Here is a 12,377-nt window from a genome sequence, read left to right as displayed (position 1 = left end):
CCCCCCCGCGCCGCAGAACAGCATCATCGACGGCGACGGCAACCCCACCACCGATGCCTGCGCCATGTTCAGCGAACACCCTGGCGCCCTGCTGCCCTTCGGCGGCCACAAGGGCTATGCGCTCGGCGTGGTAGCTGAACTGCTGGCCGGCGTGCTGTCCGGGGGCGGCACCATCCAGCCGGACAACCCCCGCGGCGGCGTGGCCACCAACAATATGTTCGCGGTGCTGATGAATCCGGAACTCGACCTGGGCCTGAGCTGGCAAAGCGCGGAGGTGGAAGCCTTCGTCAACTACCTGCACGACACCCCACCCGCCCCGGGCTTTGATCGCGTGCAGTACCCGGGCGAGTTCGAAGCCGCCAACCGCGCGCTCGCCACCACCCACCTGGATGTGAACCCGGCGATCTGGCGCAACCTGGAAACGCTGGCGAAGGACCTCGGCGTGGCGCTGCCGGCGGGCTGAGCCGGCGTGACACGGGCGCCGGCCCGCCGCGTGCTGGCCCCCTTCCGGAACAGGCGTCCGTTACGCAAGGCGGATGCATCGCGTCGAGGGGGACCGCTTCCGCCCTTGACCCCTCTCTTTTAAGGCGCAAGCCTTAGTACAAACGGCCGGCCATCGAGGATGGCGTATCCGCAACGCGCCATGCCTCGCCGAACGGGGCCGGTCACCCGAGCCCCCACGCGCCTCCTGGCTCATCTCCTGTCTCGCCCTCCCTCCTCCAATCTTCAGGAAACACCGGACTTTAGGCCGACTTCCGTGCCGTTTCGCAGGCCGCCGGCCAGAGCAATGCGCAATGCAAAGAGGTCCCGGGAAATTCTGGTCGCGGCTCTGGCACCTTCTCAGGCGCTTGCCATGGACAACAAAATTTAATATTCTTACCTTAAATTATGTTTGCACCGGTGTGGGCGACACCCTGCACCGCGCCGCCGACTGATCGCATCGCGTAGCAGCAATCCCGTATTCCTATTGGAGACAACGTCCAATGCATACCCTACAGGCCGACTGGCCGAACCTTCGGTTTGACTACAAAGGCTGTCACGTGTTGGTGACAGGTGGCACCAGCGGAATCGGCGCCGGGATCGCCGAAGCCTATCGAGACGCAGGCGCGGAGGTCACTATCACCGGCACCCGGCGCTGCGCGTCCGACTACGGCGTCGATTTCGATGGCTACCGCTATTTGCAGCTCGACATCGAAGACGCGGACAATATCTCCGCTGTGGCGGCCGCGGTGCCACAGGTTGACATTCTCATCAACAACGCCGGCTTTGCGCTGCCGAGCAGCGGCCTCGACGAGTACGACCCGGAGGTCTTCGAGCGCGCGGTGCGCATGCACCTCGTCGGCGGCTACCGCATGGCGCATGGCTGTGCGGACAAACTCCTGAAAAGCGCCCTGCCAGGCGGGCCTTCCATTGTCAGCATCGCGTCGATGAGCTCGTTCTTCGGGATCGACATCGTTCCCGGCTATGGTGCAGCGAAGACCGGTGTCGTCGGGTTGACCCGGGCATTGGCAGTCCATTGGGGCGGGCGCATTCGTGTCAACGCGGTCGCCGCGGGGCTTACCGCGAGCCGCATGACGGCGGCGACTGTCGCCAACCCGGCATGGTCAGGACCCACGCTTGCACGTACGCCGGCAGCACGGCTGGGGGTGCCGCGCGACATCGCGGGTCCGGTCCTGTTCCTGACAAGCGCAGCCGCCAGCTGGATCACCGGACAAACGCTGCCGGTCGACGGCGGCTTTACCGTCGCTGGCTGAACCGCAACGGCAGGATCGCCAGCCCTCCCGGCCGGCGCCCATCGCTGCAGCCTTCCATCACGCTTCCAGACCGGACCAACGCAATGAAACCTGACGCCATCCGCATCGCCGACCTTGGCACCCCCCAACTAACCGAGAAACAGCGTCAAGCGATTGCTTCCTCCCCGCCAGTGCAAATGAGCGAGGAGGCTGTCCTTGCGGCCGCGCGCCACCGAACGGGTCTATCCGACTTTGGTCCGGACGACTTCCGCGAGCGGCTGCGCATCTGGCTAAGGAGCTTTGACGAGGACACGGGCCTCGGTCCGCTGGGTCGCGCGGGCCTGTTCGGCGATGCCGTGCGCTATGCTTGCGCGCGCCTTCGCTTCGAAGATCTTGCGAAGCAGCACCCTGAAATCAATAAGGTCGCGATTCGACAGCCGATCGTCATCGCCGGGCTTCCACGCTCGGGCACCACCCACCTCGTCAATATCCTGGCAGCCGACCCGCGGCTGCGCTCCATGCCGCTATGGGAAGCGATGGAGCCGATTCCGACGCTGGAAGAGCAGGCCACGCCGGGCGCGGACGATCCGCGCTTCCTTCGTGCCCGCGATATGTGGGGCGAATTCGAAGCCATGCTGCCGCTCATGCCGGCGATGCACGAAATGGCTCCCGCCCACGTGCATGAGGACATAGAGCTGCAAGCCCTGGACTTCTCATCCTATCTGCCGGAATGGCAGTGCCGGCCCTATCGCTGGCGCGACTATTACTACAGCAAGGATCAGACTTCGCACTACGCCTATGGCCGCCGGGTCCTGCAAGCGCTCACCTGGCTCAAGGGGCCGGACCGATGGGTGATGAAGTCGCCGCCGCACATGGAGAATCTCCGGCCGTTGATGACGACCTATCCCGACGCAACGGTCGTCATCACGCATCGCGATCCGGTCGCCGTTCTGCAGTCAGCGATCACCATGATCGCCTATGGTGACCGCATCCGCCGGCATGCCGTCGACGTAAAGGAACTTGCCCGCTATTGGACAGATCGCCTGGAGCATCTGCTGCGCGCCTGTGTGCGAGACCGGGACACCGTGCCCGCCGGCCAATCGCTCGACGTGCTGTTCGACGACTACATGGCCGACCAAAAGACGGTGATCGAGCGCGTCTATGCGATGGCCGGCCTTGCGCTGACCGACGAAGCCCGTGCCCCGTGTGCATGCCTATCTGGAGTCCAATCCCCGCGGAAAGCACGGACGGGTCGTCTATGACCTGAAAGGCGATTTTGGCATCGACGTAGCGGCGTTGCGCGAGCGATTCGGCTTCTATTATCAGCGCTTCTCGGTCAGGCCAGAGCGCATCGAAGGAGAATTGTGATGACAGATCGAGCAGCGGAGCGCCTGCTGTCCGGCCGGGCGTGGGATGACTACTGTGAAACGGTGCGCCGCGCCGGCCATATGGTCGACCATTTCGGCGCGGAGGCTAACGCCCTCGACTGCGCCGAATGGTATCGGTTCATGACGCGCCTGATGCGCAACGGTATCGAGCGCTTCATGGAGAACTGCGAGCCCGAACGGCCGCGCCTGCGCAATGCGCCCTGGCGCCAGTCCATCAATTTCCAGTCGCCCGACCAGGATCACCTGCTCGCCGAGTTCATCGATGGCAGCCATGACTACGTCATTCGCGGCAATCGCGGCGAACTGCCCTATTTCGTCATCGCATCATGGCGTGCACCGCAGCCGCGCCATCCGGGAACGCTGGACTGGGCGGCGCACGGCGTGGCGGGCCTTGCCGGGTTCGATCCCGCTGCGCTGCAGACCACGGGCTTCATCTCGTCACGCGAAGTCACTTTCGATGCGGAGGGCAATTTCGAGATCGTCGTCGGCCAGCGCAGGCCTGCGCACGGACGCGACTGGCTGTCGATCACGCCTGATTGCGTCGGCCTGCTCATCCGCACGCTCTATCATGATCGCGCGAATACCGCGCCGCCCGGGTTCTCCATCGAGCGAGTCGATCGCCCGGAACCGCGCCCCATCACCGCCGCCGAAATGAGCGATGCGCTCGCCAAGGCGGGACAGACGGTACTTGGCTATTGCGAACTGGTGCGGCGCTGGTGGCAGGACAATCTCAGCCAACGGCCGAACCGCATCCGCTTCGATCGCGCGGTGTATCTGTCCAATGGCGGGGTGCCGGATCGGCATCACGGCTTTGGCACCTGGGAATGCGCCGACGGCGAAGCGCTGGTGATCGATTTCCTGCCAACGCCCTGCGACTACTGGATCTTCCAGCTCTGCTCGATCTGGCAAGAGAACCTGGACAACTACGAAGACGGCGGCGGCCATGTGCAGAAGTACAAGGCCATCTATCGCCATGACGGCTCGGTGCGCGTCATCATTGCGCAGGGCGAGCCCGGCATCTCCGGCAACTGGATCCACCCCTTCGGCCATGTCCATGGGGGCATGAGCCTGCGGCTGATCGGCACGCAGGGCGAGCCGCCGTTGGTAACGCTGCGCCGCATCGCACTAGCCGCGCTGCATGAACGCGGCGAGGCGGCGCTGGATGAAGTCTCGCCGCTGCTGAGCGGCGAGGTGGCGCAATGAATGCGGCGCCGCGACGCATTGCCGATCTCGGCGAAGCCGCGCGCCGCTGCGCCGCGGCGCTCAATCATGAACCATATGGAGGCACCCCTTGATGACGCATCCCATAGCCGCCGCGGTGGTTGGCACCGGCTTCGGCCTTTTCACCCATGTACGTGCGCTGCGCGAGGCGGGGTTCGAGGTGCGCGCGATCGTCGGCCGCGACCGTGCCCGCACCATCGCGCGCGCCGCGCCGCTTGGCATCCCGCTCGCAACCGATAGCCTTGCCGAAGCGCTTGCCGATCCGGCGGTGCAACTCGTCACGGTGGCGACGCCCCCGCACGCGCACTATTCGCCGGTGATGGAGGCGATCGCCGCGGGGCGGCATATCGTGTGCGAAAAGCCCTTTGCCCGCGACGTCGCCGAAGCCGCGGAGATGCGCAAAGCGGCGACAAGAGCCGGCGTTTATCACATGCTCGGCGCCGAATTCCGCTTCGACAGCGCGCAGGCGCTGTTGCGGCGCGTCGTCCAGTCGGGAATGATCGGCGCGCCGCGCCATTTCCTGCGCATCTACCACCAGCCGGGCCTGCAGGACTCGACAGAAAGGCTTAGCGACTGGTGGGAGGACGCCGACCAGGGCGGCGGCTTCCTTGGCGCATTCGGCTCGCACATGATCGATCAGGTCGAATACATGTTCGGGCCCATCGCGCGCGTCAGCGGCATGCTGCAGACGCTGGCGCCCGGGCGCCCCAACATGACGGCCGACGATTGCTACAACGTGCAGTTCGAAACGGGCAGCGGTGTTGCCGGGTCAATCATCGCCGCACTTGCCGCGCCGGGACCGCTGGTGATGGCGACCAAGGTGGTAGGCAGCGCAGGCGGGGCGTGGATTCAGAGCGGCGCGACCTACGCTGACCCCGAAGAGGTCTGGGTGAGCGACGCCGATTGCGTGCGGCGCATCGAGATACCCGCCGATCTCGTCAACGGGATGCCGACACCTTTTCCCGTCGCCGAGCTGATCCAGACCGAGCAGGATCGCTGGCACACAATGGGGTTCGATGTGCCGCCCTATGCGCGCCTTTTCGCCGAGATGCGCGCGCGGATCGAGCATGGCGTGCCCGCGATCCCCGAGCGCGCGGCGACATTCGACGATGCGGTGCGCGGGCAGGCGGTGCTCGACGCGGTGCGACGGTCGGCGCGCAATCGCGCCTGGATTGCGATCTGAAAAGAAGGACACCACCATGGCAGAAATGATGTTCCGTGCGGCCGTCCATGGACCTGATGATATCCGCATCGAGCCTGTGGAGCGGCCGAGCGTCGGGCCGGGCGATATCGTCGTCAGGGTCGCGGTCTGCGGCATCTGCGGCTCCGATCTCGGCTACGCACGCGCGGGCGGCTTGCCGATCGGAGGCGATGGTCCCCTATCGCTCGGGCACGAGTTCTCGGGTGTGATCGAGGAGGCGGGAGCGCAAGTGACGGCGCTGCGCAAAGGGCAGCGCGTGGTGGTCAACCCGACGACGCCCGCGAACATGATCGGCTCCGGCGGCCCAGGGGCCTTCGCCTCGCACATTCTCGTGCGCAATGTCATGGCCGAGCCATCGGTCTACCCCATTCCCGACATGCTGGACTTCGAAACCGCCGCGCTGGCCGAGCCGCTCGCCGTCGCGCTGCACGGCGTCAACCGTTCGCGCGCCGGCGCAGGCAGCAGGGTGGTCGTTTTCGGCGCAGGCCCCATCGGGCTCGGCGTCGTGGCGATGCTCCGTCTGCGCGGCGTCGCGGACATCATCGCTGTCGATCGCGTGGACACCCGCCTGGCACGTGCGTAGGCGCTCGGTGCAAACGCCACGCTCAATCCCGACAAATGCGATCTCTGGGCTGAAATCGGCCAACGCCATGGCGCTGGCACGCTCTATGGGATGCCTGTCGTGGATACCGACGAATTCATCGAAGTGTCGGGCGCTGCGCCGGTTATTCCCCAGATCATCGCGCGCGCACGATTCGGGGCGCATCTGACGGTGGTGGCGGTGCATCACGCGCCTGTCGCCATGGATCTGGCGATGGCGCTGGGCAAGGAGATGGAGGTGACCACCGCAATGGCCTACCCCACCGAGTTTGGAGAGGTACTGGAGATCCTCGCCTCGGGCCGGATCGACACCACCGCGCTGATCAACCACCGCTTCGCCTTCGCCGATTTCGAGCAAGCCTTTGCTACCGCCGCGCGTGCTGAGGAGTCGGCCAAGGTGTTGGTGACGTTCGGATGAGTCGGAATGGAATGCAGGGAAGGCGCCAGCCGGCCGGCAATACCGGGACATGCCGGCCCATGCCCGGTGCTACACTGCATGGCGTTGATCAAACGAAACCATTGGTACGATGTCCCAGCAAGGCAGAAAAGTCGAGAGCCTGACACTGAAAAGTGTTGCCACGCGGGCAAAGCTAGTGGCAATTGCGGAGCGTTTGTTCGCCGAGCGCGGCATCGAAGGGGTTTCGTTGAACGATATCAACAAAGCCGCCGGACAGCGCAACAAGAACGCCACACATTACCATTTCGGCAGCAAGGACGGCCTGTTGCAGGCTATCCTGGACAAGCATGAGCCGGGCATCGCCGCCCGGCGCAACGCGCTGCTCGACGAACTGGAGCAGCGGGGCAAACCTTCGGTTAGAGACGTGGTGCGGGCGCTGATGCACCCGGTTGCGGAGAAGATCTTCGATCCCGACGGCGGAAAGGAGTTCATCCGCCTGGATGCCCAACTGGTGGCCACGCATACGCTCTCCGTGCAGAACTTGCGCACCTCCACGCTCAAGCTTGGCCAGGTGGACCGGCTGAGGCGATCGCTGCTTGACGTCATCCAGGATCTGCCTGAGCCCGTGGCACACCAGCGCCTGCTCATGGCGGCCGTATTGCTGCTCCACGGGCTCGCCGACCATTCCCGCATGCTGGATGCGAGCGAGAAGGAAAGCCTGGTGATGGACACGGAGTTGTTCATCAAGAACCTCGAGGATTGCCTGGTGGCGCTACTGGCGGGCCCGATGTCGCCCGATACGGCTTCCCTGCTTTCCCGGCTGGACGTCTCCGGCGAAGTCGCGGGGCGCGCGCCGAAGTCAACGGGTCGGAGCGCACGGGGCGGCAAGGCTGCCGCCAGCCTTGCCGCGGAACCCGCCCCTCGACGATCGTAACGCAGACGCGACGCCTCGCAACGAGGCCGTCCTCATCCCGAGAGCGCAAGTCCTTCTCCAACGATCATGGGAATCATGCGAAACGCGATCCAGACGCGATGCCGAAGCATGCCTCGAACTCGCGCGCAAAGCGGTCGACTTCCGACTCGGGCAAATGGTTGATGCCTCCCGCCAGTTTCCGGCCACCTCCGGTGTCAAACGTGCGGCAGAAGTCAGACGCAGCCACTGGGCTATGGCCGGGTATGCGCACACTGACCGTGAATCCACCTTGCCTTTTGGGCGAAAGGATACCGAGCGCACGATCAGGCTGCCCATGCATGAGTTCGTTGGCCAGGACGCCGATGGCGCGCCGCGCCCACGGTGCATCCGGCAGCACCAGCAGCGCCGCGCCGGGGACCTGGCGTGCCGGCTCGAGCCGGCGTGCCAGGTCCATGTCCTCCTCATAGCCGGCCGCCAGCCGCGCGTATGCGTCCGAGCACGCCACGAATTCCAGCGGGTCGGCAAAAGGCAGCATCCGCGCCGACAACTCGGCCGGATCGAAATGCAGATCGACGACGGTTTCGCCGTAAGCGTTGTAGTTGAGATAGATGCCGAGCCGCTCCAAGGCCGCAGCCGCGCCAGCGCCCATGCCGGCCGCCAGTGCCATGGCGCTGCCCACGCCAGGCAGGCTGTCTCCGTATGCCGCCGCGATAGCCCACGCACGGTGACGGCCGCCAAGATAGCGGTCGACCAGGATGCTGGTGCAGACGCCGGCCGCCTCGTCGATGTGGGATTCGAAGCGCGTATGGTGAGGCAGTTCGCCCGCGTGATGGTGATCAAAATAGCGCACCGATGCGCCTGCCTCGAGCAGGCGAAGCAGATCAGCCCGATTTTGGTCGAGCGAGATGTCGAGCACGGTGATGGTGTCGCCCTCCCCCGCGCCGATGTGCTGCAGCAACTGAATGTCGCGTTTGACCCCGGTCAACAGCCTCGCGCCGCAGGACTCGTCAGGCGCGGCAAGCCGCAGTTGCTGCAACGCACACAGGCCGTCCGCATCTCCGTTGAACACGTAGTAGCGGTTCATAGCGCCTCGCGGGTGACAAGATGGCTGACGATCTGCTCGGCTGCCTCCTCCGGCGACCAGGCGGTGGTGTCGATCCGAATCTCCGGGTTCTCCGGCGCCTCGTAAGGGGAGTCGATGCCGGTGAAGTTCGTCAGCTCGCCACGGCGCGCCTTCTTGTAAAGCCCCTTTGGATCCCGCTGTTCCGCCACGCTGATTGGCGTATCGACGAATACTTCGAAGAACTCGTCCGGCGCCATCAGTCCACGAGACATGCTGCGCTCGGAACGGAATGGCGAGATGAAGGACACGAGAACGATCAGTCCCGCATCGGCCATCAGCTTTGCGACTTCGCCAACACGCCGAATGTTCTCGACCCGATCGGCGTCGGAGAAGCCGAGGTCCTTGTTCAGGCCGTGACGCACATTGTCGCCATCCAGCAGATAGGTATGCTTGCCCGATGCATGCAGTTTGCGCTCGACGAGGTTGGCGATCGTGGACTTGCCGGCACCCGACAGCCCCGTGAACCAGAGTACGCACGGCTTCTGCCCTTTGAGAGCAGCATGCGCCTGTTTGTCGATGTCAATCGCCTGCCAGTGGATGTTCTGCGAGCGGCGCAAGGCAAAGTGCAGCAGTCCGGCCCCGATCGTATTGTTGGTCAGGCGGTCGATCATGATGAAACCGCCCGTATCGCGATTGTCCAGGTAGGGATCGAATGCGATTGGCTGATCGAGAATCAGGTTGCAGACCGCGATCTCATTCAGGCTCAGCGTCCTGGCCGCGAGATGCTCGAGCGTGTTGACGTTAATCTTGTATTTCGGAACCGCGCTGGTGGCGGTCACGGTCTTCGCGCCGATTTTCAACAGGTATGGGCGTCCTGGCAGCATAGGCTCGTCGCTCATCCAGACAATGGTCGCCTCGAACTGATCCGCCACGCCAGCCGGCACCTCGATCGGCGCGAGAACGTCGCCTCGGCTGATATCGATTTCGTCCTCCAGCGTGAGCGCGATCGACTGGCCGGACACCGCTTCCTCGAGGTCGGCTTCGTATGTCACGATACGCGCAACCCGGCTTTCCCTGCCTGACGGCAGGACCCGAAGGCGATCACCGCGCTTGACGCGGCCACTAGCGACGGTGCCTGCGTAGCCGCGGAAATCGAGGTTGGGTCGGTTGACCCACTGCACCGGCATGCGAAACGGCCCGCGCTGAGCGCCGCCGTCTTCGACCTGCACCGCGTCAAGGTACCCCATCAGGGTAGGCCCGTCGTACCAGGGCGTGTTTGCGCTGATCTCGGTGATATTGTCGCCCTTCAGGGCCGACATGGGGATGGTGACGATACTCCGCAGGCCGATCTGGCTGGCAAAGGCTCTATAGTCAGCGTCAATTCTGTTGTAGATCTCTTTCGAGTATTCCACCATATCCAGCTTGTTGATGGCAAGTACAACCTGGCGAATGCCGATCAGCGAAACAAGATAGCTGTGCCGACGCGTCTGGGTCAGCACGCCTTTGCGCGCGTCGATCAGGATGATGGCGACATCGGCCGTCGAGGCTCCGGTGACCATATTGCGCGTGTATTGTTCGTGGCCCGGCGTATCGGCCACGATGAACTTGCGCTTGTCGGTCGAGAAAAAGCGATAGGCGACATCGATCGTGATGCCTTGCTCGCGCTCAGCCGCGAGGCCGTCAACCAGCAGCGCGAAATCAAGGTCGCCGCCTTGCGTTCCCACCTTCTTCGAGTCCGCCTCCAACTGGCTGAGCTGATCTTCGAAGAGCATCTTCGACTCATAGAGCATGCGGCCAATGAGCGTGCTCTTGCCGTCATCCACACTGCCGCAGGTGATGAAGCGCAGCAGACTCTTGTTCTCTTGTGATTGCAGATATTGCCCAATGTCTGCAGCGATCGAATCGGATATGTGTGCCATCAGAAGTACCCCTCCTGTTTCTTTTTCTCCATGGAACCCGCCGAGTCGTGGTCGATAAGGCGGCCCTGCCGTTCGGACGTCTTGGCCAGAAGCATCTCCTGAATGATCGCCGCGAGGGAATCCGCCTCACTCTCGATGGCACCGGTCAGTGGATAGCAGCCCAGCGTGCGAAAGCGCACCCTCCTGAACTCGGGAGCTTCACCGTCTTTCAGTGGCATGCGCTCGTCATCGACCATGATGAGCGTGCCGTCGCGCTCCACGACCGGTCGCTCTTTCGCTAAATAGAGCGGTACGATCGGAATGCCTTCGAGATAGATGTATTGCCAGATATCGAGCTCGGTCCAGTTGGAGAGCGGGAACACCCGAATGCTTTCGCCTTTGTGCTTGCGGGCGTTGTACAGCCGCCAGAGCTCGGGGCGTTGCAGTTTCGGATCCCAGCGGTGCCGCTCGGAGCGGATCGAAAAGATGCGCTCCTTGGCGCGCGATTTCTCTTCGTCCCGCCTCGCGCCACCAAATGCCGCATCGAAACCGTATTGGTCCAGCGCCTGCTTCAGTCCCTCGGTTTTCCAGATGTCGGTGTGTATGGCCGAGCCATGGGTAAACGGGTTGATCCCCTTTTCCAACCCCTCGGGGTTCACGTGGACGATCAGGTGGAAGCCGAGCTTATTCGCCATGGCGTCCCGAAATTGAATCATCTCGCGGAATTTCCATGTCGTGTCGACGTGCAATAGTGGAAACGGGAGTTTCCCGGGATAGAAAGCCTTCATTGCCAAGTGCAGCATCACCGCGCTGTCCTTGCCGATGGAGTAAAGCATGACCGGGTTTTCACACTCCGCGACCACCTCTCGCATGATGTGAATGCTCTCGGCCTCAAGACGCTGCAAGTGCGTCAACATTTGTCACCCTCCTTCGTCCACGCTCGGCGGGGCAGCCGCCGCCAACGACGCGGCCGATGGCAATGACATTTAGCCGATGCATCGCCCGCGCCAGATCCAATTTAAGGTTACTTCCTTAAATATGCGTTGAGCGTACAAGGGGGCGATGGACGGCTCATCGTCTGTTTGGACTACGCCATGCGTCGTGCGGTGGGGTTCGGCCCAAGCGTTTGCCTCGCCGCCGCATGGCGTGGCCCCGAGAGCGGGGCAGGGCCGCCGCGTGCTGGCACAATACTGGCCATGGAACGTCTCTGGTCGAATTTTCTCAAGCTGCTGGTGGTGCTGATGCTGGGCGTAGCCCTGCTCGGCACGCTGGCCGTACTCGTCGCTCAGCGCCAGTTGCCCACGCTGGATGCGCTCACCACCTTCCGCCAGTCACCCGGCTATGTCCCCATCGGCCAGATACCGCCCAAGCTCACGCAGGCGGTGGTAGCCATCGAGGACGACCGCTTCTACCTGCACGACGGCATCGACTATGTCGGCGTGATCCGAGCCGGCGTGGCCAACCTGTCGGACGATCTGTCGCAGGGCGCCTCCACCATCACCATGCAGGTGGCACGCAATTTCTTCCTCTCGCGCGAGAAGACCTATACCCGCAAGCTCTACGAGGTGCTGCTGGCTTACCGCATCGAGCACGCCATGAGCAAGGACGAGATCCTGGAGCTCTATATGAACAAGGTCTACCTTGGCCAGGGAGCCTATGGCTTTGCTGAGGCTGCCGAGACTTACTTTGGCAAGCCGGTGGCTGAGCTGACGCTGGCTGAATGCGCGATGCTGGCTGGGTTGCCCAAGGCGCCTTCCGCTAATAACCCCGTGGTCAATCCGCGGCGGGCGCGGCAGCGGCAGGCTTATATCTTGCTGCGGATGCTGGAGTTGGGGCGCATTGATCGCGGGCAATATGATGCGGCGCTGCTGGAGCCTTTGCGGTTGCGGTAGAGGTGTGGTGGATTGGGGCGGTGTTTTGCGGTTTTTAGCTGCTGGACTAGTGTCAGTGGGCAGTGTTTTAG

Annotated in this window: 12 protein-coding genes; 9 read left to right on the top strand and 3 right to left on the bottom strand. The window is 63.7% G+C overall.

Translation table 11 applies throughout. The annotated features are described in order from the left end of the window. The 8 genes from ACYP5B_RS53170 to ACYP5B_RS53135 form a co-directional block, all read left to right on the top strand. Positions 1-463: Ldh family oxidoreductase (locus ACYP5B_RS53170; RefSeq protein ID WP_459575554.1), on the top strand; the 463-nt coding region annotated here is incomplete at its 5' end. Positions 464-983: 520 nt separating this feature from the next. Further along, positions 984-1,754: an SDR family NAD(P)-dependent oxidoreductase gene (locus tag ACYP5B_RS53165; protein ID WP_400101528.1), complete on the top strand. Its 771-nt coding sequence runs from the start codon at positions 984-986 to the stop codon at positions 1,752-1,754. Positions 1,755-1,837: 83 nt separating this feature from the next. Further along, positions 1,838-2,995, top strand: a complete 1,158-nt coding sequence (locus ACYP5B_RS53160; RefSeq protein ID WP_459575553.1) for a sulfotransferase family protein — start codon at positions 1,838-1,840, stop codon at positions 2,993-2,995. A gap of 105 nt (positions 2,996-3,100) precedes the next feature. Continuing rightward, positions 3,101-4,324 carry a hypothetical protein gene (locus ACYP5B_RS53155; RefSeq protein ID WP_459575551.1) on the top strand — a complete coding sequence of 408 codons (1,224 nt, stop codon included), beginning with the start codon at positions 3,101-3,103 and terminating at the stop codon, positions 4,322-4,324. A 91-nt stretch (positions 4,325-4,415) separates the two neighbouring features. Beyond that, a complete protein-coding gene (locus tag ACYP5B_RS53150) occupies positions 4,416-5,525 on the top strand; it encodes a Gfo/Idh/MocA family protein (RefSeq protein WP_459575571.1) in 1,110 nt (369 codons plus the stop codon). Positions 5,526-5,541: 16 nt separating this feature from the next. Then, complete coding sequence (locus ACYP5B_RS53145) at positions 5,542-6,126, top strand: zinc-dependent alcohol dehydrogenase (protein ID WP_459575549.1); 585 nt, start codon at positions 5,542-5,544, stop codon at positions 6,124-6,126. Between the two features lie 99 nt (positions 6,127-6,225). Continuing rightward, a complete protein-coding gene (locus ACYP5B_RS53140; RefSeq protein ID WP_459575547.1) occupies positions 6,226-6,561 on the top strand; it encodes a hypothetical protein in 336 nt (111 codons plus the stop codon). Between the two features lie 109 nt (positions 6,562-6,670). Then, positions 6,671-7,474, top strand: a complete 804-nt coding sequence (locus tag ACYP5B_RS53135; protein WP_400101536.1) for a TetR/AcrR family transcriptional regulator — start codon at positions 6,671-6,673, stop codon at positions 7,472-7,474. Positions 7,475-7,547: 73 nt separating this feature from the next. On the opposite strand, the gene ACYP5B_RS53130 is transcribed toward ACYP5B_RS53135, so the two are convergent. From ACYP5B_RS53130 to cysD, 3 genes are read right to left on the bottom strand one after another with little or no spacing between them, the layout of a single operon-like run. Further along, positions 7,548-8,537 carry an acetyltransferase gene (locus tag ACYP5B_RS53130; protein WP_459575544.1) on the bottom strand — a complete coding sequence of 330 codons (990 nt, stop codon included), beginning with the start codon at positions 8,535-8,537 and terminating at the stop codon, positions 7,548-7,550. After that, entirely contained in the window at positions 8,534-10,435 is a 1,902-nt protein-coding gene (gene cysN / locus ACYP5B_RS53125; RefSeq protein ID WP_459575542.1) for a sulfate adenylyltransferase subunit CysN, read from the bottom strand. Before cysN ends, ACYP5B_RS53130 begins: the two co-directional genes overlap by 4 nt. Then, positions 10,435-11,331: a sulfate adenylyltransferase subunit CysD gene (gene cysD, locus ACYP5B_RS53120; protein WP_459575540.1), complete on the bottom strand. Its 897-nt coding sequence runs from the start codon at positions 11,329-11,331 to the stop codon at positions 10,435-10,437. The genes cysN and cysD overlap by 1 nt, the downstream gene beginning before the upstream one ends. A 279-nt stretch (positions 11,332-11,610) precedes the next feature. On the opposite strand from cysD, the gene ACYP5B_RS53115 reads away from it, so the two are divergent. Beyond that, on the top strand, positions 11,611-12,306 hold the full coding sequence (locus tag ACYP5B_RS53115) for a transglycosylase domain-containing protein (protein WP_459575538.1): 696 nt from the start codon (positions 11,611-11,613) through the stop codon (positions 12,304-12,306). Positions 12,307-12,377 lie beyond the last annotated feature (71 nt).

The sequence above is a fragment of the Cupriavidus sp. 8B genome (assembly GCF_054589115.1).
The sequence above is the reverse complement of the archived record's forward strand: the minus strand, read 5'-3'. Positions and strand labels throughout refer to the sequence as shown.